This window comes from Variovorax pasteuri, assembly GCF_051216435.1.
In the GTDB taxonomy this organism is placed as follows: Bacteria; Pseudomonadota; Gammaproteobacteria; order Burkholderiales; family Burkholderiaceae_C; genus Variovorax.
Map to the genome: position 1 here is coordinate 57241 of NZ_JBPJZS010000010.1, position 21638 is coordinate 78878.

General features: G+C 60.0%; 23 protein-coding genes and 1 pseudogene. 17 read left to right on the plus strand and 7 right to left on the minus strand.

Translation table 11 applies throughout. The annotated features are described in order from the left end of the window. Window positions 1-87 precede the first annotated feature (87 nt). A complete protein-coding gene (locus tag ACSFBM_RS28265) occupies window positions 88-459 on the plus strand; it encodes a hypothetical protein (protein WP_435487358.1) in 372 nt (123 codons plus the stop codon). A gap of 380 nt (window positions 460-839) precedes the next feature. Here the strand turns inward: ACSFBM_RS28265 and ACSFBM_RS28270 are convergent, their stop codons facing one another. After that, a complete protein-coding gene (locus ACSFBM_RS28270; RefSeq protein ID WP_435487359.1) occupies window positions 840-1211 on the minus strand; it encodes a response regulator in 372 nt (123 codons plus the stop codon). 70 nt (window positions 1212-1281) lie between these two features. Between ACSFBM_RS28270 and ACSFBM_RS28275 the strand changes: the two genes are divergently transcribed. The 7 genes from ACSFBM_RS28275 to ACSFBM_RS28305 all read left to right on the plus strand — a co-directional run bounded on the left by ACSFBM_RS28275 (window position 1282) and on the right by ACSFBM_RS28305 (window position 6686). After that, window positions 1282-2412 carry a sensor histidine kinase gene (locus ACSFBM_RS28275; protein ID WP_435487360.1) on the plus strand — a complete coding sequence of 377 codons (1131 nt, stop codon included), beginning with the start codon at window positions 1282-1284 and terminating at the stop codon, window positions 2410-2412. Window positions 2413-2648: 236 nt separating this feature from the next. After that, entirely contained in the window at window positions 2649-3455 is an 807-nt protein-coding gene (locus ACSFBM_RS28280; protein WP_435487361.1) for an alpha/beta fold hydrolase, read from the plus strand. Window positions 3456-3462: 7 nt separating this feature from the next. Continuing rightward, window positions 3463-4587 carry a PAS domain-containing sensor histidine kinase gene (locus ACSFBM_RS28285; protein WP_435487362.1) on the plus strand — a complete coding sequence of 375 codons (1125 nt, stop codon included), beginning with the start codon at window positions 3463-3465 and terminating at the stop codon, window positions 4585-4587. A 664-nt stretch (window positions 4588-5251) separates the two neighbouring features. Continuing rightward, complete coding sequence (locus tag ACSFBM_RS28290; protein WP_435487363.1) at window positions 5252-5398, plus strand: hypothetical protein; 147 nt, start codon at window positions 5252-5254, stop codon at window positions 5396-5398. A 469-nt stretch (window positions 5399-5867) separates the two neighbouring features. After that, window positions 5868-6071 carry a DUF3606 domain-containing protein gene (locus tag ACSFBM_RS28295; RefSeq protein ID WP_435487364.1) on the plus strand — a complete coding sequence of 68 codons (204 nt, stop codon included), beginning with the start codon at window positions 5868-5870 and terminating at the stop codon, window positions 6069-6071. Further along, window positions 6068-6253: a DUF3606 domain-containing protein gene (locus ACSFBM_RS28300; protein ID WP_435487365.1), complete on the plus strand. Its 186-nt coding sequence runs from the start codon at window positions 6068-6070 to the stop codon at window positions 6251-6253. The genes ACSFBM_RS28295 and ACSFBM_RS28300 overlap by 4 nt, the downstream gene beginning before the upstream one ends. A gap of 115 nt (window positions 6254-6368) precedes the next feature. Continuing rightward, window positions 6369-6686 (plus strand): hypothetical protein, encoded by a 318-nt coding sequence (locus ACSFBM_RS28305; RefSeq protein WP_435487366.1) that lies wholly within the window; start codon window positions 6369-6371, stop codon window positions 6684-6686. 84 nt (window positions 6687-6770) lie between these two features. On the opposite strand, the gene ACSFBM_RS28310 is transcribed toward ACSFBM_RS28305, so the two are convergent. Further along, on the minus strand, window positions 6771-6950 hold the full coding sequence (locus ACSFBM_RS28310; protein ID WP_435487367.1) for a hypothetical protein: 180 nt from the start codon (window positions 6948-6950) through the stop codon (window positions 6771-6773). A gap of 1277 nt (window positions 6951-8227) precedes the next feature. On the opposite strand from ACSFBM_RS28310, the gene gcvA reads away from it, so the two are divergent. The 4 genes and pseudogenes from gcvA to ACSFBM_RS28330 form a co-directional block, all read left to right on the plus strand. Beyond that, a complete protein-coding gene (gene gcvA / locus ACSFBM_RS28315) occupies window positions 8228-9133 on the plus strand; it encodes a transcriptional regulator GcvA (RefSeq protein ID WP_435487368.1) in 906 nt (301 codons plus the stop codon). 73 nt (window positions 9134-9206) lie between these two features. Continuing rightward, window positions 9207-10034: an EamA family transporter gene (locus ACSFBM_RS28320; RefSeq protein ID WP_435487369.1), complete on the plus strand. Its 828-nt coding sequence runs from the start codon at window positions 9207-9209 to the stop codon at window positions 10032-10034. Window positions 10035-10080: 46 nt separating this feature from the next. Beyond that, on the plus strand, window positions 10081-10986 hold the full coding sequence (locus ACSFBM_RS28325; RefSeq protein ID WP_435487370.1) for an oxidoreductase: 906 nt from the start codon (window positions 10081-10083) through the stop codon (window positions 10984-10986). A 104-nt stretch (window positions 10987-11090) separates the two neighbouring features. After that, window positions 11091-11321: pseudogene (locus ACSFBM_RS28330) on the plus strand (ShlB/FhaC/HecB family hemolysin secretion/activation protein); the annotation flags it as partial. Between the two features lie 294 nt (window positions 11322-11615). Here ACSFBM_RS28330 and ACSFBM_RS28335 read toward each other — a convergent pair. The 5 genes from ACSFBM_RS28335 to ACSFBM_RS28355 all read right to left on the minus strand — a co-directional run bounded on the left by ACSFBM_RS28335 (window position 11616) and on the right by ACSFBM_RS28355 (window position 15256). Continuing rightward, window positions 11616-12248 carry a metallophosphoesterase gene (locus tag ACSFBM_RS28335; RefSeq protein ID WP_435487371.1) on the minus strand — a complete coding sequence of 211 codons (633 nt, stop codon included), beginning with the start codon at window positions 12246-12248 and terminating at the stop codon, window positions 11616-11618. Continuing rightward, window positions 12245-13090, minus strand: a complete 846-nt coding sequence (locus ACSFBM_RS28340; RefSeq protein ID WP_435487372.1) for a metallophosphoesterase — start codon at window positions 13088-13090, stop codon at window positions 12245-12247. Before ACSFBM_RS28340 ends, ACSFBM_RS28335 begins: the two co-directional genes overlap by 4 nt. After that, window positions 13087-13539 carry an HAD domain-containing protein gene (locus tag ACSFBM_RS28345; protein WP_435487373.1) on the minus strand — a complete coding sequence of 151 codons (453 nt, stop codon included), beginning with the start codon at window positions 13537-13539 and terminating at the stop codon, window positions 13087-13089. Before ACSFBM_RS28345 ends, ACSFBM_RS28340 begins: the two co-directional genes overlap by 4 nt. Window positions 13540-13630: 91 nt before the next feature. Continuing rightward, window positions 13631-14566 (minus strand): metallophosphoesterase, encoded by a 936-nt coding sequence (locus tag ACSFBM_RS28350; protein ID WP_435487374.1) that lies wholly within the window; start codon window positions 14564-14566, stop codon window positions 13631-13633. A 180-nt stretch (window positions 14567-14746) separates the two neighbouring features. Continuing rightward, window positions 14747-15256: a hypothetical protein gene (locus ACSFBM_RS28355; RefSeq protein WP_435487375.1), complete on the minus strand. Its 510-nt coding sequence runs from the start codon at window positions 15254-15256 to the stop codon at window positions 14747-14749. Between the two features lie 29 nt (window positions 15257-15285). Between ACSFBM_RS28355 and ACSFBM_RS28360 the strand changes: the two genes are divergently transcribed. The 5 genes from ACSFBM_RS28360 to ACSFBM_RS28380 are packed head-to-tail and all read left to right on the plus strand — an operon-like array spanning window position 15286 to window position 21637. Then, window positions 15286-16302 (plus strand): DGQHR domain-containing protein, encoded by a 1017-nt coding sequence (locus ACSFBM_RS28360; protein ID WP_435487376.1) that lies wholly within the window; start codon window positions 15286-15288, stop codon window positions 16300-16302. Next, the gene (locus tag ACSFBM_RS28365; RefSeq protein ID WP_435487377.1) at window positions 16295-17878 is read left to right on the plus strand and encodes a radical SAM protein; all 1584 of its coding nucleotides are present in this window, start codon (window positions 16295-16297) and stop codon (window positions 17876-17878) included. The genes ACSFBM_RS28360 and ACSFBM_RS28365 overlap by 8 nt, the downstream gene beginning before the upstream one ends. Continuing rightward, window positions 17878-19434: an ATP-binding protein gene (locus ACSFBM_RS28370; protein WP_435487378.1), complete on the plus strand. Its 1557-nt coding sequence runs from the start codon at window positions 17878-17880 to the stop codon at window positions 19432-19434. Before ACSFBM_RS28365 ends, ACSFBM_RS28370 begins: the two co-directional genes overlap by 1 nt. 48 nt (window positions 19435-19482) lie before the next feature. Continuing rightward, on the plus strand, window positions 19483-20580 hold the full coding sequence (locus tag ACSFBM_RS28375) for a ParB N-terminal domain-containing protein (protein ID WP_435487379.1): 1098 nt from the start codon (window positions 19483-19485) through the stop codon (window positions 20578-20580). After that, window positions 20570-21637, plus strand: a complete 1068-nt coding sequence (locus tag ACSFBM_RS28380) for a hypothetical protein (RefSeq protein ID WP_435487380.1) — start codon at window positions 20570-20572, stop codon at window positions 21635-21637. The genes ACSFBM_RS28375 and ACSFBM_RS28380 overlap by 11 nt, the downstream gene beginning before the upstream one ends. The last annotated feature ends 1 nt before the right edge of the window (window position 21638 follow it).

Below are 21638 nucleotides of genomic sequence, written 5' to 3' on the forward strand. Positions count from 1 at the left end.
GGGTTTCCCGGACACATTTCTCGATCGATCGCGCAAACATTTGGGTTTCAGGCCTCTGGCGGGAATGCCGTCGAAAGGAAAGCTGCCGTGAAGTTGATGACCGTTGAGATGACACACGAAAGCGGGACGGACTTCGCGAGCTGGTCGACCAGCGGCGAGATTCCACCGGCCGAGGCTTTCGACCGTCTGATCCGCGTCTTGGCAAAAACCAGGAAGACGATGGAGCCGGCGTTTCCGGAGACGCTACCCGTGCTGATTAAGGACCCGCCGCAGGTCAATGGGGCCGGTTGGCAATGGTCGATACAGGCTGACGGCAGCTTGGTTCTGAACATCCGCCATCCCGGACTTGGCTGGCTCAGCTTCCGAATGCCTGACGTGGATCTCTTTCACGAGAACCTGGCGAACGTGATCGACCAACGGAACGCACTGCGCGAAGAGCTTGGTCCGCCAGCCGGCTGAGTCGTAAATTACCAGGAAACTACGTCATCGACATGCTCTGTGCAGTCTGTTTAATTCCGTCCGAGGGCGACCTACTTCTCCGTAGAGTCTTGACCCGCGTGCTCTTTGGCGCGCGCTTGTCAGTGCAAAGAGATGACTGCAACTAAGCTAGGACGGTCGCAATGGAGATGTGGATCAAACGAGCATGGAAATCCGCACCGGCTCGGGCCGGTCGTTATGCTGCCCTCCGAAGACTGCCATCGGCCGTCTTGGGCTCCACGCCGTTGAACGTGCTTCACCTAAAGTGGGCTCTGCACGGTCGCTCGCCGATAGCTGTCAGCTTGCGACGCAGACCTTGTCAACGCCGGTCGCGGTTCTAAGTGCTACTGGTTCGGACCGTCTCACACCTGCCCGCTCAGCAGCCTGACCAGAGTCGCCATGTCAACTGGCTTGCTCAGCAGATGGTTGAATGGTCCGTCCTGCCTCAGCGCTTCCAGCTTCAAAACGTTGCCGGACAGAGCAATGAGAAGGGGGGGCACTTCCGGCCACATCAGACGCAACTCTCTCGCAGCGCCCGCGCCACCCAGCCCGACCATCTCCAAATCGAAGATCGCGACGTTTGGCCGCCTTTCGTTTCCCAACTTGACTGCGTCCTCACCGTTATAGGCCACTCTGATCGCCGCTTCCGGAAAGTACATACCGAGCAACTCCGATAACATTTCAGCAGCGTAGGGTTCATCGTCAAGAATCAAAACTTCGAAAATTTGTGTCATTTCTTGTTGTGATCCAACCAAAATAGTGCCAAAAGAGCGTCCTCCAACCACATCGAGTCCAGAACGTAGCATGCAAATCGCCCAATTCTTGGAGACCGCGAAAGACGCCATCTTGGCGGAATCCATTGCTTACGCCAAAACCATCCTGAGACTCAAGGATGAGGACGAAGCGACCATTCGAGATCATTTGCCCTCGGTATTGGAGGCGATCTCGCAAGATTTGCGCACTGCTCAAAGTAGGACGGAATCGATCAACAAGTCTCACGGTCTTTCGGCGGTGGACGGTGGGCCAGACACAGCTGCCGAAACTCACGGCGTCCTGCGCGCCCGCAGCGGCCTGACCATCGAGCAGGTTTTCGCTGAGTACAGGTCGCTCCGGTCTTGCGTGCTGCGTCTTTGGGCGGACAACGCGCCTCACGGTCCAGACGCGGTACGCGACGTGGGCCGCTTCAATGAAGCCATCGATCAGGCGCTGGCTGAGTCAGTACGCACGTACGCGGGGGAAGTCGAACACTGGCAGCAAATCTTCCTTGGAGTCCTTGGACATGACTTACGCGGCCCTCTGAATGCCATTGCGTTGTCCGCCGAGCTGATCGCGGCGAAAGCGCCTGCCGAGCTTGGCCTCCCCACTGCGACGCTGTCAAAGAGCACCAGGCGAATGGCATCGTTGATGGACTCGCTCCTGCAATACAACATGGCGGGCTTGAAGGGTGGGATGCCAATTGAGCGGACGCCGACCGACCTCAAAATGTCTTGCGACGAAGAGTTGGAGATCCTTCGCGCCGCGCTGCCTGGCGCACAGATCAAACTAGTAACGCAGGGAAATACACGAGGGGAGTTCGACGCCTCTCGAGTGCGGGAAGCGGTGGGCAACTTGGTCACGAATGCGGTGACACACGGGGTTCCCGGTGAGCCAGTGATTGTCACGATCGAAGGCGACGATGCGACTGCCCGGCTGAGCGTGGAAAATGCGACGGCGCAAGACCTCACGTCTAACGAAATTGAGCAGCTGTTCGAACCCCTGCGGCGGGGCGCCGCAAAGAGTCCGGGATCGGACCGCTCGAATCTTGGCCTTGGCCTGTTCATCGTCAGGCAGATTGCCAAGGTTCACGGGGGGGATGTGCATGGCGAGTGCGTGTCCAAACGCGTGAAGTTCACCATGACGCTGCCCAAGGTGGCGCCTGCAACTTCGCACGAATAAGCAACGAGTTCGCTGCGAAAGAGACTCTCGCGATGGCCGGTGCATTACGGCTAAGGGCCGAGGCTGTGTAAAAACTCTGCTGGCCGCTGCACATGCTAAAGTATTCACCGGAGAGTGAGGAATATGCCCTGCGCAAACATCGGCTTGTCCTCTGCAAGACGAGGTCAAGGCAGAATGCCTGCTTCCGGCGCCCCACGCCGCTCTCACTTGGTTCGGGTCGCGCCCGAACATTCTTCATGAAAATCCAGCAGCGCAACAACATCCAGGTTCAAGGCTCAGGACCCGGGACGATGATCTTTGCGCATGGCTTCGGCTGCGACCAGAACATGTGGCGCTTCATGGCGCCGCGTTTCGCCGAACGCTACCGTGTCGTCACCTTCGACCTCGTCGGATCGGGCAAGTCCGACCTGAACGCTTACGACGTCGCAAAGTACGCCAGCCTTCAGGGTTACGCCGACGACCTGCTGGAGATTGCACAGGACACGGCCACCGGCCCGACGCTATTCGTGGGTCACTCGGTGAGCGCCATGATCGGCATGTTGGCCGACCTGAAGGCGCCAGGCACCTTCGCGGCCCACATGATGATCGGCCCGTCGCCGTGCTATATCAACGATGGTGATTACGTCGGCGGCTTCACGCGCGAGGACATCGATTCGCTGCTGGACACGCTGGAGAGCAACTACCTCGGCTGGGCCAGCAGCATGGCGCCCGCCATCATGGGCGTGCCGAAGCGGCCCGAGCTCGGCCAGGAACTCACCGCCAGCTTCTGCCGCACCGATCCGGAGATCGCCAAGCAGTTTGCTAAGGCCACCTTCCTGTCAGACAACCGCCAGGACGTCAAAAAACTCCAGACCCCCACGCTAGTGATCCAGTCTTCGGAAGACCTGATCGCGCCTGTGGCCGTCGGACAGTATATGCACCGAACCTTGCCGCGCAGCACGCTGCGTATCGTCGACAACGTCGGCCACTGCCCCCACCTGAGCGCGCCGAGCTCAAGCTGCGAAGCCATCGAAGAGTTTCTCGGCTCGCTCGGCCAGCCCTGAGGGTCCGATGACCCCATCCCTGCCGGATGTCAGTGACCTCTTTGACGAGGCACCTTGCGGCTTGCTGGCCACCGCGCTCGACGGAACTATCGTGAAGGTCAACGCCACATTCTGCGGTTGGGTCGGCATGGCGCGCGAGGACCTCGTCGGGAAACAGCGGCTCCAGGACCTCTTCACTATGGGTGGGCGCATTTTCCACCAGACCCACTGGGCGCCGACGCTGCAGATGCAGGGCTCGCTGGCCGAAGTGAAGTTTGACGTGCGTCATCGCGCCGGGCAGTCGATACCGATGATTCTGAATGCCCGACGCCGCAGGCGCGCCGAGGGCGAGTTCGACGAAATAGCCGCCTTCGTGGCGGAAGACCGCCACCGGTACGAGCGCGAGCTCATGGCCGCCCGAAAGAAGGCTGTTGCCTCATTGGAAACAGAGCGTGAAGCACAACTCCAGCTCAGGGACCGGGCGCTGTTCGCCGAGCAGATGGTCGGCATCGTGAGTCATGACCTGCGCAACCCGTTGGCGGCAATCCGCATGGGGATCCAATTGCTCGAGCGCACCGAGGGCGAGCGCCGTGGCCGCGTGCTGGGCCACGTGCGAAATTCCGTTGAGCGCGCGCAGCGCCTGATCGAAGAGCTGCTCGACTTCACGCAAGCGCGGGTCGGCTCAGGCTTGCACGTGAACTTACAGCCCATGGATCTGCATCAGGTCGCCGAGCGCACGCTGGGCGAACTGTCGCTCGCGTTCCCGGACCAGCAAATCACGCATCTAGCGCAGGGACCGGGAGAGTGTTTCGCCGACGCAGACAGAATGGCGCAGTTAATCGGCAATCTAGTTAGCAACGCAGCGACGTACGGCCGGCGCGGCACGCCCGTCGCTGTGCGCTCAACTATCGACGGGCCGACGGCATCAGTGTCGATACACAACGAAGGCGAGCCAATCGCTCCTGGCATGCTCGCTGATGTGTTCGAGCCCATGGTGCGCGGTGTTACCGGCAGCAACAAGGTGCGCAGCGTCGGGCTGGGCCTGTACATCGTGCGGGAAATTGCGAGGGCCCATGGCGGCGACATGCACGTTGCGTCGTCATCGCCCGAGGGCACCACCTTCACGCTGCGCTTCCCGGCGCACCGAGCTTAAAAAAACGTGAGCGGCTTGGGAGCATAGCCTCCCCTTAGTCCGAGCGCACAAACAACTGCGTCTTGCCGCTACGGAACACTGATGCCCGGCACCGCTCAAGGCCGGCCGCGTTGCAGCTAAGCGCGAGTCTGCGCGAAGACAATCAGCGCACTGAGACGTGCGACAGAGCACGGCTTAAAACGAACGGTCACGCAGTTCCAAGTTAGATGAGAAAAGTTCAGACTTAGCTGGGAACCGACAACGGCTGTAGCTTGCGCTAATTCTCTTCGCACACCGGGCCCAGGTCGCAGTCCGCCAGTTCTAACTGCAGGTTGCCCTGGGCCTATCTCTAGGCTCGGTCGACTGCCGATGGATACGGGGGTACGCAACCGCCTAGCGCAAGAAAGCTTGCCACGCTTAGCATCGGCTCGATGTTTACCTGTTTGAGGTCGCGCGGCACTAGGTCATAGCGGCAAGGCGTGCCCAATATCTTCCGAAATTGTCCGTAACGGGGACGCCGCAGTAGGTTAACACCTGCTCACGGGCGGGGTGGGAAGCAAGGCGTGCATCCACCAAGGCGTTGGGCGTGAGGAACGGCTGACCCGACTCGCGCACGTAGCAGCTGTATGTGGCCGTGCCCGCGCACCTCGGTTGCCGTCAGGACTTCAGAGTTCTCGCGGTCGAAATGAACTACCGCGTTTGCCTTGCCATTCTCGAAACGCAAGATACCGATGAAGCGGTAGTCGGTGCGCCTAAGCAGCGCCAACGCGTCTCGAACGCCCTCGCCTCGGACTGTGACGGCGAAATCGGCAAACCCGCGAATGTGTTCTGAATTCATGGCTTGGCATCTATTTAAGCTACATAGGTGCATGACCAGCACCAGATTTTCACATGCAGCTTGACTGGCTTCGAGCAGCCGATGCGCGAGGCACAATTATGAGGGCCGCCTCACTCCTTCCCGCTACGGCAGGCCACCCACCTCCACCAGGACGACCCAGTCATCCTCAGTGAGGCGATCACGCGCCAGGCCATCCAAACCCCGAGATTGGCAATCGCATCATCCAGCCCTCAGAGGCTGTGCTGGATTTTGAGCAGCTCCGCTCTCTGCTGGAAGATCTGGATCGTGGGGTGAATCATCATCGGGACTGCGTGCTCAGCCGACGACGGACGCAAGACGCCAGCTTTAGGCGATACGTAGGAGAGACGCGGGCAGCCGGAACAGCATTTTGAGGATGGTCAACGGCCCGCCGTCTGCCCAATCTGCGATTGAACTGGCGCGGTGCAGGCCTCCAATTCAAAGCATGCTCAAGACCTCGAAACAAACGATCCACTTTGACAAGCCCGCAGATGCGAGGGCTTGGGCGCGGCACTTGGCATGCTCAGAAGCAGAGCTGCGAATTGCCACGCGAGCGGCCGGCACTTCGGCGATCCGTGTAAACGCCTACCTTGACGCGTTGAACGGTCGGAAGGATGTATCCGACGGAACTGGAGTGGGATTGCTATGAAAGATTCTGAATCCATTCGGACCGGCCTCGAAGGACAGCAGGTCACACTTGACTCTCCCAGCGCTCTTAAACGATGGGGCGATCGATTCGGATGCAGCGAGGCGGAGCTGCTTGCGGCAGTCGCGGCCGTCGGGACCTCAGCAAACGCAGTGCTTGAGTACCTGTCGAACCGAGCGAGCTAAGTTCATGAGGGCCTTATGCGAAGCGGCGCCTGGAACATCACGCCGTGTGGTCCGTCCTGCCTCTGACCGCGATAGCACCAATTGCCACAGGAAATAAGGCGGCGATACTTGAGGCATGAAGAATCTGTCTACAGCTTCGGGGAGGCTGTTTTCCGCCTCGATCGAAGGCGGCCAGCCGACCATGAAAGACACCATGGTTGCCGGGCACGTCTATCTCAGTTCGCTTGAAGAACGATTCGATACCGCGCAGCAGCTTATCGCTTGCTTTCGTGCTTGGGAACAGAGTAAAGCAGCGCGACCTGGAGACATGTCGGAAGACCAGATCGAGCGCGCTAGGCAGTGGCAGAACGCCCACGACCATGCTGACGGAATCGCGCGGAGGTGGCTGAGCAACCCGCGCGGTCAGTCGTTCGCGCTCAAAGTCGCTGCGTAGAAGGCAAGGATTTTGACGCTGGCCCGCCTAGAGAGCGCGGGCCACGAACTCAGTTCTACTTCGGGAAATGCTTCGAGTGCAGACTTACCACCTGTTTTCGCCATGCGACCACTCGCGCTTCAAAATCATCGACTCGTGTTTGAAGTTGCACGCCGGGACGTCGTCTTCGACCATCGCCACAAGCGGGGCATCGAGAAGCGGATAGGGTGGGACGTCTATGCCTGCCGCGCGCAGTTCTTCGATGAGTCCAATGACTTGTTGCATCTCGCGAGCATACGGGAGCGAGGCTAGCTCTACGGCACGCTTAGCGCGTCGGCCTGATGCTCGCAGATGCTGCCGGCGGTGCCGCGTTCATCAGCAATGCGCGCCAGTCTCCCGCTCGGGAGTCAGCCCGTCGAACAGGTCGGCGAAGTGCGAACGCTCACCACGGCTATATGTTTGCCAATGCGCGAGCTACACGCATCGAGATGCTCGTGCATGACGGCTTCGGCGTGTAGTGCGCCGCGCGACGGCTAAATGCTGGGCGCTTCGCCTGGCCACGCGAGATTGACACAGCCAAGCCGATCGGGTTGACTTCCATTGATGCTGCCATTTAAGTTAGATGGACAGCATGGTCTCCAGCTTGTCTCAAGTCCTCAAGGTGGCACGGCCGACCGCTTACATTGTGCCGCCAAGAGGGCATCTTCGCGTGGGCCGGTATGCCGATGGCGCGCTTCACCCTGGCCCAATGGGTGACTGCGGCGTATGAGGTCATTGTGTTGGTTTCCATGCCCGTTTGATCCACATTTCCATCGCGGCCGACCCAACGTAGTTGCCGTCATCCCTTTGCCCAGACAAACGCGCGCCGAAGAGCACGCGGGTCAAGAGTCCATGGAAAAGCGCGTCGCCCTCGGACGGAAATCAACAGAGTGCACAGAGGATGTCAATGACGAGGTTGATGCTGATCTACGACTCAACCGGCTGGTGGACCAAGGCGCTTCGCGCAGTGCGTTCCGTTGGTCGATCACGTTCGCCAAGTTGCTGTGGAAGATCTCCACGTCATACATTCGGAAGCCGAGCCAGCCAAATCCAGGATGGCGGGTATTCAGAACCAAGCTGCCGTCAGCTCTCCACCAGCATCAACCTGCGCGTCGACGGAGCAAAGTTGCCCCGCATGTAGTCGATGCGCCCCGACGGCGCGGCACGGACGCGGGGGAATCTCCCAATCTCCGGTCAGCGACGTCCAGACCGACCGAGCATTCCTCGGCGCAGACGATGCGCGCTACCTTGTGATGGCTTCGCTGCCCCGGCTTCAGATCATGCGACGCTCAGGCCTGTTTTGCCGACCATCCTTCGCGGCACGATCGAAGTGAAGTTGGCTGCTGCGTCGGCGGCCGGCGGAAGACGTAGACGTTGAGAGCCTCGACGGCGCGTCGTCGACACGCCCCCTTCGACCTTCAGACCGCCATGCGCAGGGACGCAGTGGCCGTTGGTTGGATCAAGGTCTTATCATGAGTTTTCATTCATGAGATTCTGTTTGAATCTTTCAAAAGAGCGACACCATGAGAGATCTGCCTCCGACCGCTACTCTGCGAGCCTTTGAGGTTGCGACGCGGCACTCCACATTCACCTCGGCTTCGGAAGAATTGCACGTCACCCAAAGTGCCGTCAGTCACCAGTTAAGAAATCTTGAAGAGATTTGGGGGCTGCAGCTGTTTCAGCGAGGAAAGTCGTTGAGACTGACGCCGGAGGGCGCGGCGCTTGCGCCGATCGTGCGTGAATTCTTCACGAACCTGAACACGACACTCTCTGATCTGAGAGGCGGAAAAGGCAGGGTCCGGCTCCGGATCAGCACGACCTACTCATTCGCGCTGAAATGGCTGCTCCCTCGATTGCCGAGCCTGTCGCGCCAGCACCCGGAAATCCTGTTGACGTTGGAAACCACCGACAAGGCCATCCACTTTTCAAGCGCGGAATCGGACGTTGCAATCCGTCTGGGCAATGGCAACTACGCGGCCCTGTACTCGGAACTCCTGTTCAGGGAACAGGTTTTTCCGGTCGCCAGCCCCGAGTTCCTCCAGCGCTTCGGTTCACCGGGCGCGCCGGCAGAATTGTTGCGCTACCCATTGCTGACACGCGATGGCGCAGATCTGGTGCCGAAGTGGGAACTGTGGTTCCAGCAATTCGACGTAGGTCTTTCCACGCTCAGGGAGAGTGTCAGGTTTGCGGACACCAACATGACCATCGAAGCGGCATTGTTGGGGCAGGGCATCGCGCTGGCCCGAAGCGGGCATGTCGAATCCGAAATCAACGACGGCCGTCTGGTCAGGCTGTTTGACTTGCCGTTCCCGTCCCCGGTGGCGTATTACTTTGTCTGCCCCAAGGGCATCGAGTCGCAGTCTCATGTCATCTGTTTTCGCAACTGGCTGCTTGCGGAGTCGAACCGGGCACAGCTGGCCTATCGGTGAGTCATGAGGATTTGCTCATTGCGCAATGAGGATGTTTCGCCTTGATCGAGGCGCTGCGCCGCTAGCATGAAGCATGCCCGCTTCCATGGTCCTGCTGGTGCTTCTTGCCGCGTTGTTGCATGCAGGCTGGAATGCGCTGCTGCGCAGCGGGGCCGACAGACTGTGGTCGATGACGATCATGTGCCTGGCGGTGGCATTGGCCAGCGCCACAGTGGCCTTGTTCCTGGCGCCTCCGGCCAGATCCAGCTGGGTCTTTGCGGCCCTTTCGGCGGGGCTGCACGTCGGCTACAACCTGTTTCTCGTCCGCAGCTATCGCGTCGGTGATCTCGGGCAAACCTACCCGATTGCACGCGGCACTTCTCCCCTGCTGATCACGATGGCAGCCTCCTTTTTCGCGGGAGAGCGGGTGGGAACAGGCGCGCTGCTCGGGGTTGCCCTGGTATCCGGCGGGATCGTGTGCATGGCTTTCGAGGGACGCAGGCTTGCCGTTCCGAGCCTGCCGTACGCCCTGGGAACCGGCTGTTTCATTGCCGCCTACAGCGTGGTAGACGGGATTGGTGTTCGCCTGTCCGGGGCACCGATGGCCTACACGGCGTGGATGTGTGCCTTGTGGGGCATCCTGATGCCCTTGATGTTCTGCGTATTGCGCGGCGCAGGCAGCCTGTTCACGATGCGCCCCGGATTCATCGCGGCGCTCATTGGCGGGCTGGTTTCGCTGGTGGCCTACGGGCTCGTCGTCTATGCCATGTCCAGGGCGCCCATGGGAGCGGTATCTGCATGGCGTGAGACCAGCGTGGTGTTTGCGACCCTGATCGGCTATTACTTCCTCGGCGAGCGACTGACGGCCCGCAAGCTGCTGGCCTGTTCGGTCATCGCCATCGGCACGATCGCCATTGGCTGACGATGGCACGAGCATCGGTAGCCAGTGACAACCATCGAGGCTCTTTATGACGACAATTGCTGAAAACCACCGTCCGTCCATCGCCCTTTTAGGTCCTGGAGCGATTGGCACCACTGTGGCAGCGGCCCTTCATGAGGTCGGGCGCACGCCCGTCATTTGCGGTCGTTCGGCGCTTGAGCGCCTGGAACTGCGTTTCGATGGCGGCCACATCGTTGTTCCCGGACCCGTGCGGACCGATCCGGCCGAGGTCCGGGGCCCGTTCGACCTGGTGTTTGTCGCGGTGAAGGCAACGCAGATCGAGGCCGCGGCGCCGTGGCTTTCAGTGTTGTGCGGCGCGGAGACCGTGGTCTGCGTATTGCAAAACGGCGTCGAGCAGAAAGCGCTTTTCGCACCGTACCTGGCCGGCGGGTCCGTCCTGCCGTCGGTGGTGTGGTTCCCGGCTCAACGCGAACCGGATGCCTCGGTGTGGCTGCGCCGCAAGGCGCGCCTCACCTTGCCCGACGTGCCCGCGTCCAGGGTCGTGCTGGCCGCTTTGAGCGATACGCGCTGTTCTGTTGACGTGTCGGCCGACTTCAAGTCCGTGGCGTGGCGAAAGCTGATGCAGAACGCGGTTGCCGGGCTGCAGGTTCTTTCAAGCCGTCGTGCTGGCATGTTCTCGCGGAACGACGTCGCCGGTCTCTCGTTGGCCTATCTGCGCGAATGCCTCGAAGTGGCCCGTGCGGAAGGCGCGGCCCTGGGCGACCAGGTGCCGCAAGAGATCGTCGACCAACTTCAGGCTTCCCCGAGCGACATGGGGACTTCCATTCTTGCGGACCGCCAAGCGGGCCGAACCCTTGAATGGGACATTCGCAACGGGGTGGTGCAGCGACGGGGACGAGTTCACGGCATCCCAACGCCGATCAGCGATCTGGTGGTGCCACTTCTGGCGGCAGCCAGCGATGGGCCGGGCTGATATGTGCGAAGCAAGGCCGTAGCGTCTGAAGATGTGAAACGCAGTCAGGTCCTAAGCCCCTGCCCGTCCTTTCGGGCATGACCGCGCAGGGGCCGGCGCCCGGCCTTTCGGTCAACCACAGCATCGACAACCCCCGTCACGCTAGCCTTTTCGGTGATCCGGCCAAAGGCACCGAAGGCCAGACCGTTCGCTACTTGCTGCCCTACGGCTACTGGCTCCTGGGCTTCACCGCCTCCAACAGCCAGTACCACCAGAGCGTGGCCGGCCTGAACCAGGACTACGTGTACGCGGGCAAGTCCAACAGCGCCGAAGTCAAGCTCTCGCGCATGGTCTTCGTCTGGTCGCGCCGGCTGCCATGCAGGAACGCGACGAGCTCGGCTCCCCGGATTGGGGCAATCAAGCTCTCGCCCGTGGCACAGAAAGTACTGTCTCTCATAGGTCGACCACTAACCCAGGATTGAAGTCTCTGTTCTCGAACTCCGCGTGCCAATTCAGGTAGCCGCGCGGATTGCACACCACCCGGCAAGCGCCGACCCGATAGTCGAAGCTGTCGTGCGTGTGCCCATGCACCCAAAGAGAGGGGACCTCGAAGAACTCGGGCGTCATCTCGTTGACGAATCCGCCCGAGGTCAGTCCTCGGCGAACCGTGGTGCCAATGACTTGCGGTGCGGCGCATGATGGGTGACAACCACCGTGGGTCCATAGAACGGCTCGGCAAGTTTTCTGCGAAGCCAGGAGCGGTGCCGCCGGTGAATCTGCAAGGTGTCCATCGGCACCAGACGCCGCGTGCCTTGGGAATTGGAGGTCGACGGATCGTCGATGCGGATGGCCGAGTAGTCGGCCAGGAAGCGCGAACACTCTGTCATCGAGCGATAGCGATCTGACAGAAGGCGCACCGGCTGCCCCGCAAACCCCGGGTTGTCGATTCGCAAGCGGAAGTCCGTCCATAGAGTGCAGCCTAGAAAACGCACGCCAGCGATCACGATTTCATCGCAGTCGAGGAAGTGAATGCCGTGCTCACTGGCCTGGCGTCGCATCTCGACCTGCTCCTGGTCCAGCACGGACTCGTAGAATTCATGGTTGCCTACGATCAGGACCATCGGCTTGTCACTGAAGCGAGCGGGATCGCGTAGCCAGCTTGCTGCAGCGCGGCCGGGCGCCATGATGTCGCCCGCAAGCACGGCCACGTCGTAGTCTAGATTTTTCGCGACCTCGAAGGTCTCGAACTCCGCGTGAAGGTCGGAGAGGATGAGCAGCTTCACGAATCACTACCTCCGGTCAGAGGTTGCACATCGATAACCAGACTAGGATCGAACGTCTTGTTCTCGATCCTGCCGCTCCAGTTCACGTAGCCGCGCGGATTGCTCACGACCCGGCAAGAGCGGACTCGATAGTCGAACTGCTGATGTGTGTGGCCATGCACCCAGAGTACGGGCACATCAAAGAAAGTATCCGGAAGCTCGTTGACGAAGGCGCCTGAGGCCCAATCATCGGCGTAGCGCTGTGCCAGTGAGCCACGATGAGGCGCATGGTGCGTCACAACCACCGTGGGACCGGCGAACGGTTCCAAAAGCCTCGCCTGCAGCCACGCGCGCTGCGCTTGATGAATCCGAAGCGTGTCGGCCGCTTGAAGCTTTCTTCCCTGCTTGTCGCGCCAGGTATCGGGTTCGGCCGACTCGTCGACCGTGCGGATCAGCGCGTAGTCGTTCAGCAGGTTGGTCGCCATCTTCATGGCACGCTGGACATCGCTGACCGGACCTTCAGGGGTCTCGATGGCGAGCTCGAAGTCGGTCCACAACGTTGCACCGAGGAAGCGTACGCCGTCGATCACCAACTCGTCACCGTCGAGTAGATGGACATCGGTTCTTTCGGCTTCGCGGCGCGCTTCGGCCAGTGTCTTGTCCAAGCGGCCATCGTAGTACTCGTGATTCCCCAACAGGTACACCACAGGCTTGCCACGAAAGCGATCCGCGGCCCACTGAACGGCGCGCTTGGCTGGCGAATGGATATCGCCGGCGAGGATGACGACATCGAAGTCGAGATCAGGCACCGGCTCGAAGGGGGCGAACTCGAGGTGGAGGTCGGAAAGAACCAGCACTTTCATTGGGACACCCCTTCGAAGCGCGCGCGCAGCTCGGCGCTGGCTTTGTCGTCGAAGCCGGTGAACGAGCCGCACACCATTAGGTGGTCCTTGCAGTAATCGAATTGCCAATAAGCATCGTCGAGCGCCACCCAGGGCTCGTCAACCGCATCATGGATTTGGAGCCAGGCGAGGATCTCCCCTTCGCGCTTCCCGTACGGCGGCGGAAGGCCAAAGCCCGAATGAGGCGTGGCTCCGAGGATGCGGGCCCGAATGTCGCTGGAGAACGGCTTCAGCAAGGTCTTGTAGAGAAGCTGCTCGCGCCAGGACGAACTGATCACGATCTTCACGTACGGGAATTCGCGCAGCAACGCCTCCAAGCGCGGCAGGAAGCAGAAGTCGGTACCGCCGTTGAGAACGTGATCTTTCCCCTCCGGATGGAGCACGCCGTCGAAATCGAGGAACAGGATCACTCCAGGCCTCCAAATCCTGTCCCATCCAGCGGCCGCGCGAGGTGCGAGCCCATGTCGACGCCGAAGGCGCAGAACGGCGCCGGGACGGTCCTCATACGACACCGCCGTGTTGAATTTCGTTGAGCATCGATCGCACCTTGTCCGACCCGCCCCCGGCTGCGAACGCTGCGGGCGTCTGACTATCAAGCCATTCGTGTGGCTTGTCCAACCAGGCTTGGGCTTCTGCGCCGAACACCTGGGCAGCAAGATCAAGCAAGTTTTGCGGGGGACTTCCCAACCCAGTCTCACCCTGCGGATACAGCGGCCACGCCAGGTGCGAGCCCTTGTCGACTCCGAAGGCGCGGAACGATGCCGCGGCGGTCGTTAGTCCATCGGCGAAATAATCGATGTTCTGATGGTGGTGGCCATGGACAACCAGCTGAACGCTGAGCGCCTCGGCGAGCTCGTCAATCACCTGCCAGCCGTGCGGGTGAGACGCCGGCGCCTCGTGCGTCACCAGGATGTCGGCGGGCCCACTCCGCAGCAACTGCTGGAAGTCGTCCGGGAAGATGGTGGAGCGGTGCCGGCGGGCAATGCCGTCTCTCCACCGTTCCTCGCGCTTCATGGTGCGGCGCATGGCGTCGCTCGACTGGAACGCCGCCTGTTCAATCGGTCGCCGCGGATCCCAGATCTTGCTGCGGAAGATACCGCCCAGGCCCGCGACTCTGTACCCGGCGATCCCGACGATGCGCCCGTGCAGGTTGCGGTCGGCGAGCTCCGATCCCCACAGGTTGTCGTAGTCGGCATCCGAATCCGTGTCGTGGTTCCCGTGGATGAACCAGACCTCGGTGAGAGCCAGGATCGGCTGCAGCTCGATGTGCAGAGGCTGGCGCGCCTGGATGTCCCCCAGCAGCACGATCGCCTCAGGTCGGAAGCGCTCGACCGCGGCGATCACGGGGGCGAAGTCGCCGTGCGGATCGCCGAAGATCAGGATCTGGGGGCTAGCACTTGCAGGCGGGAAAGGAAAGAGTTGCTTTGGGCTGACCATTCTGGGCTCCTGGATGGAGCCGAATTTGTCAGCTCCTGGACTGGGGAACGAGGATGAGGCGAAGCGATATCGCCGCTGCTATCCGGTTCGAGGTTCGGGTCTGGGGCCGGGAACAGATGGTCACGTGCACGGCCGCGCCCGCGTCGAGTGCGACGCGATGAGTGATTGCGGCTGAGAAGTTCAACATGGCGTTTGAAGTGGGTCTTGACGGAACGTTTTCGTCAGACTCATCTTAGCGGTGACCGCTGCATCCAGGCAACCAACGTCGTCAGAACGCAGCGGCTGAACGAAGGCAGACCCGGTGCGGGAGTAATGCCGCCTGGACTGGGTGCATCCAAGGCAAAAGGATCGCCGGCGTTCCGTTCCATTGGCCACTTCGGCCTTGGAAATCACATTGGCCGGGATGGTCGGGCGATCGAAGTCACTCGTCTCAAAGAGGAGTTGCACGTGCAGGTGCGGGCTCGGCAGCCCTTGAAACTGCTCGATCTCACTTGAGATGCCACATCCAGAAGTCGTCGAAATCGATGGCAACCGAAACGATGCCTGCTTCTTCGGCAGCTCTTCGGTTGCCTGCAATTTGCAGAATTGCGCTGCAATTTGTCGCTCAGGTCCACATTGAGAGGGGGGATCGACATCCGTGACAAATTCTGGCCTAATCGAAACATGCATACGACAGCGGCGAAAATGCATCGCTAAACTGCAAAATGAATCCAGAGCCCGTGATCATCCGCGGACAAACCGGTTACTCCGGTGGTCAGCGCGTCTTTCTTGGCTTCGCGCCTGCTAGCGTCCTGTGCGGCATCAGCTACGCGGACGTCTTGGACGAACAGACCGGCGCCGGTTACCAGAGACGCATTGCGCGAGAGCACAGCCTAGCTTTCAAGCGCTACATCCAGACCGAAGGCGCGACCACCATCCCGTTGACATTCAACCTGCGCCAGACGCGTGCATCCGCATGGGAGCTGGTCGAGGCGCCGGACGGGTCTGCGACATTGACTGTCGACGCGTCCGCGGGCCGCGTTCTCACACAGGTTGACGGCCAGCACCGGCTCGGCTTTCTTCAGGACAGCCCTGTCGTTTTCTCGTTCATGTCCTTCATCGGTCTGTCCGAGGGGCAGGAGATGGAAGTCTTTCGCACGATCAATGGCAAGGCCAAGGGGTTGAGCAGTAGCCTACTAGATTACACGGGCGCAAAAGCGCTTGGCTCTGACCTCGCCGAAGTCGACCCCGCGCTCTTCGTGGCTCTGGGGCTGAACCGGGAGGGCGAGTCCCCCTGGTGCGGTCGCCTTGATCTGGGCGGTGGCAATACGGTTGGCCCTAAGCGGATTGCCTCACTGCGCACCATGCACCAAGCCGCCCAGCGAATGCTCAAGGCAGCGCAGGTTGGAGACAAGGTGGATGCCTCTGCGTGGCTGGAGCGCAGCATTGCCTTCTGGCAGGCAGTCGTCCTTGTTCTTTCGGAGCAATGGGCCGCGCCACGACAGCACATGCTTTGCAAGGGCATCGGGGTGTACGCGCTCATGAGCCTTGCAGGGCACCTTGTGCGCGAGGCGGGCAACCGTCCTCTGACCGTCGACTATTTCCTGGCCAAGTTGTCTGATTTCCTTGACCAGATCGATTGGACGAATCACGGCCCGCTGGAAGGGTTCGGTGGATCAAAGGGCGCCGACATGGCGCTCAGGATGATCCTTGAAGTACGCAAAGATATTCATACGCGATTGAGTCAACATGCCTAATAGAAACATCCTGCTCGTCGAGCCGGGATACCGCAACAAGTACCCGCCGCTAGGGCTGATGAAGATCGCCGCATATCACGGGCCCTACGGTAAGAAGGACAACGTCGTTTTCGTTAAGGGCGACCGGGCGGAGGTCCTTGGACGCCCATGGGATCGCATTTATGTGACCACTCTGTTCTCTTTCGAATGGAAAGAAATCTCCAAGTCCATCGAGTACGCCATCCAGGTTGCCGGCAGTCCGCGCAAGGTATTTGTTGGAGGCATCGCCGCCTCACTCATGCACGAACAGTTCGTCAAGGAGTTCAAGTGGCGGGGAGTGCGCTTCATCAAGGGATTGCTGTCTGAACCACCCGCGGTCGCGCTGGAGCTGGACGAGTTCGAAGAGGAGCTGTACGCGGACGACCGCAACGGGACGCCCATTGAAGACTTGATTCCGGACTACTCGATCATTGAGCAGATTAGCGAGTACTACCAATATCCGGTCCACGACGCGTACTTCGCGTATGCCTCACGCGGGTGTGTCCGCAAATGTCATTTCTGTGGCGTGCCGAAACTTGAGGGTGCACAGCGCGACGGCCAATCGATCACGGCACTCGTAAAAGCCGTGGACGAGCGCTACGGGCCGCGCCGCGATCTGATGTTGATGGACAACAATGTCGCTGCATCGGCGAACTACCGCAACATCATCGCGGAGATCAGGGATCTTGGGTTTACACCGGGAGCAAAGCTCGCGCGGCCGGGCAAGGTTCCTGTTCAGCGCCGCGTGGACTTCAATCAGGGCGTAGACGCGCGCATTCTCTGCAAGGACAAGATGTACCTGGAGGAGATGGCGACGATTGCACTGAAGCCCCTACGAATTGCCTTCGACCACATCGGTGTGCGCAAGCCCTACGAAACGGCTATCCGCATGGCCCACAACGTGGGCTTGAATGATTTGTCCAACTACATGCTTTACAACTTTCATGACACGCCGGAGGACCTGTATGCGCGCATGAAGCTGAATATCAACTTGAACGTTGAGCTGGGTTGCAGGATTTTCTCTTTTCCGATGCGGTACCAGCCCACTGACATGAAGGATCGCTCTCATATCGGCGACCATTGGAGCCGCTTTGCCCTCCGGTCTATGCAGACAATTTTGCAGGCCACGCACGGTATTGTGAGCGGCTCGCCCGACTACTTCCACACTGCTTTTGGTTCAGATGAAGGCGCCTTCCGTGACTTGCTGTTGCGCCCGGAGCGTTTTCTCTTTAATCGTTTCTACTACGAGAAGTTTGAGGGCCGAGCAGAATTTGAAGAGTACCAGTCGCAGTTCGTTCGGCTAGGTGACACTGACCGCAAGGAACTTGCAGCTCTCCTTTCGGGCGTCAAGCCTCGTGACTACGCTGGATTGCCAGACAAGACCACAAATGCGGCTGTCCAGAGGATTCTTCCCTTCTACATTCCGCTGGACAAGCAGTTGGAGGCCGACATTTGGGAAAAGATGCGCGCAAAGGGCAAGGCAGCGGTACTGGCGGCCCCCGAAGTGCCTGACGACGAACGTGTAGAAGACGCAGGGTTGACGGAAGAGGTAGTGTGATGCAAGAAACAATGATTCGGCTGGCGGTACCAGCCAAGATCTCCACCATTGATGACGACATCGTTGTGGGCAAGGATGTTCTCGAGCTGGTTGCCGGTGCGATGTATGCCGATCCCCTTACGGTCTACCGTGAGTACATCCAGAATGCGGCAGATGCGATTGACGAGGCTCGTGGTGCAGGTCTCCTTACCTCCAGCGAGACGCCCCAGGTTCAGATCACGTTTGATCACGCTAACCGCTCTGTTCGCATCAGAGACATCGGCATTGGCGTCTCCAATGGCGACTTCGTTCGACGCCTTACCGCGATAGGTGCCAGTGGGAAGCGCGGCGCGAAGCAACGTGGTTTCCGTGGCGTTGGGAGGTTGTCTGGTCTGGGCTACTGCCAAGAGCTTGTCTTTCGCAGCCGCGCCAAGGGCGACACAAAGATCAAGGAGCTCAGTTGGGACGGCCGCGCGCTGCGCGAGAAGTTGCGCGATCCTGCGTTCACAGGGGGGCTGGGAGACTTGATCCGTACGATCGCGCGCGTGACCACGCACTCCGATGACGGCACATTTCCCGCGCATTTTTTTGAGATCGAGATGAAGAAGGTCGTGCGTATCAAGAACGACCTGCTCATGAACGAGGAAGAAATCCGCAACTACCTGTCGCATGTTTCCCCTGTTCCGTTCCGTCCCGACTTCAAGTTTGGCAATCAAATCCGCGCCTGGTTGACTGAGCAAGGGGTCAGCGAGCCCATCCATATCGAACTCAATGACGATCGGGGCGTGGTGTATCACCGCATTGCAGATCGTGTCGAGTCGGGCCGGCAGGCGAGTGTCGATTTCTCCGGTGCAGAATTCAGGACGCTCACGAACTCCGCTGGCGAAGTGCTTGCCTTTGGCTGGCTACTCGAACATGGCTATCTGGGCGCTATGCCCCGGGGCTCACGCCAGGGTGGTATCCGGCTGCGAACGGGCGATGTACAGGTTGGGGATGCGAGCGTACTCGCACCGCTTTTCGTGGAGCAGCGCTTCGGATCGTGGGCTGTTGGCGAACTTCATGTAGCCCACCCGAAGATTGTGCCCAACGGTAGGCGCGATGAGTTTGAACACTCTGCAGCCTACACGGAGCTGCAGGATGAGCTGAAACGGCTGACGACGGAGATCGCGCAGACGATTCGCGGTCGTTCCGAGGCGCGACAGCGGGAAAGACGTCTGTCAGCTTCCATGGCTGCAGCGGAAAACTGGCTGGACATCGCACAGCGCCGTGCCCTGCATGACACGATCCGCCGCGCAGCGCTCCAGCAGGCGGTCGAACATGTCAAGGGTGTAGAGAGACAGCTTGCCAAGAAGGAACCTGATGAGCTCACACAGGCCAACCTGCATCGCCTGCGCGCGCAGGTTAAGCGCCTAGACAGCAGCTTGGAGAAAAAACGCGAGGGCACGCGTACGCAAGGTATGACGAAAGGGGCGCTGGCGGCTGTCAACGCAATCCTGTCGTCGTCCCTCCAGGCCCAGAAGGCGCTTCCCATGGCCGAACGCGTTCTCGCTGCGATGGAAGGACGGCTGAACGACTAGAGCCGTCGAGTAGGAGCGCTTCGGCGCCCGAAGGGTGCGGCCGGGTACTTGACAGTACGTTTCGGTATCAAATATGATTTTGATACTGAAACGTACTGGATTGTCATGGCCAAACCAATCAAAACTAGCCGACTTGTCATCGCCGGGACCCCCGTAGAGGTCAGCCACGAAGTTGTGGCGCTGGACACTCTTCGATTGGATCCACGAAATCCGCGTATCCGCTTGCAACTCAAAGTCAAGGGCCGCAGGAACGTACCGACCCAGGAGGAACTGTTGGCGCTCATCCGGGAACAGCCGGGCTACGACCGCTTGCAGCAGCAAATTCGCATGGAGGGTGGCATTTATGACCCACTGATCGTGCGCAATGACGGCCAGGTTGTTGAAGGTAATACGCGTCTTGCGGCGCTTACCGTGTTGTCGAAGACGCCTGGAGGCCCGAAAAAATGGAGCAGCGTCCCGATTACCCGGTTGCCTGCAGGTGTATCAGAGAAGGTCATCCAGCTGCAGATGGCCGGCTACCACGTTGGCGGAAAGACCAAATGGCGCGCAGCCGCCAAAGCCGACCAGATTTATCGCCTCATACACGAGGAACGCGCGAGTCCCGAGGAGGTGCAGGCCGCAACTGGTATGGCGCCCAATGAGGTCCAAAAGCATATGGATGCATACGAATACCTAGTGAACGAGGTTATTCCCGAGGTCACGAACGCAAGCGCAGAGAGGACGCAAGAAATTCTGGAAAGCAAATTTAGTCATGCGCTCGTGTTAATGTCCACAAAAAAGCTGGATGGCGTGCGGCAGGACAAGGGAAAGCGGAAAACGCTGGCCAAGCTCATTGCCAATGACCAGATCAAAGGCTTGCAGGTGCGCCAAGTCCATCTTGTCCTGGATGAGCCCCGTGCCCGCGTGGAACTTCAGCGCAACGGTTTTGTCGCTGCCAAGGAGGTGCTGCGCAAAGCCGACCCTTGTGCGGACTCCAAGGTGCTGAAGGACATCTCCAAGCTTACCGAGACGCTTGGAAATTTAGGGCGTAGCGACCTTGAGCTGTTTGCCGGTCATTCAAAAGCTCGAGATGCACTGCAGTCGCTGTTGCAAGCGGCCGAAGACGTCCTAGTGATGGCGAAGCGGGAGAAAAAACGTGGCGGCTAAGAAGAGTAGTGCCCAACCGCCACTGGAGCAGTACGCGCACGACGGCGTCGAACTGGTTGACGAGATCACGCTGGATCAGCGCCGCGTCATTGTGCGATGCATCGACTTGCCGCTGGACGTGGTGAAGCTTGATCCGCGCAATCCGCGAATCGCCAACACCGCCCGCGTCAACAACTTCGGAAACAGTGATCAGCAGCAACAGGAGCTTGCTGAATTGCTCTGGAGCGACCCGGACGTGCACGCGCTTTACCAGTCCGTGCGGCAGAACAAAGGACTCGTCGAGCGCATCATCGTTCGCTCAAACGGCACCGTGGCCGAAGGCAATTGCCGCACCGTTGTCTACAACAAGCTGGCTCAGGCTGCGCCCAAGGATCCGACCTGGCAGCGAATTCCTGCACGGGTTCTTCCCAACGACATTTCAGAACGTCAGCTTGCAGTGCTACTCGGAGAGTTGCACGTCGGAGGGAAGAACAAATGGTCGGCGTTCGAGAAGGCTGGGCATATCTATGAGCTCTTTGAGACCCATGGCCTTACGCAGGACGAAATTGCCAAGCTGCTGAAAACCTCTAAGACAGCCGTCAATCACAGCACGCGTGCGTTTTCGGCCATGAAGGACCAGTACCTGCCTAAATTTGGTGGCGTCGGCGCAGTCCACCGGTTTACCCACTTCCTGGAGCTGTACAAGCAACCCGATCTGCGCGAATGGGTCATGACAGAGGACGCGGCGCTTTCAGAATTCGTTGACTGGGTGGGCTCAGGCAGATTGCCCAAGGCAGCGGATGTTCGGGATCTTGTAGACATCGTCAAGAGCCCGCCGGCTCTGGCCGCATTCCGTCAGTCCGGGTTTGAAGGCGCGCGCAGTGTGCTTGAGCTGGATCAGCCGGAGCTTGCGTCGGAGCTGTTCAAGCAGATGGTGGAGATGACCAACGCGCTTGAGGCGGCGCGGCTTCCGGACATCCAACGCGTGCGAAAGGACAACGTCGGAAGCGCCAAGCGGATCGTGCGCAACCTTCGCGATTCGCTGGACAGGTTCATTGACATGTGTGATGGCGTATAGG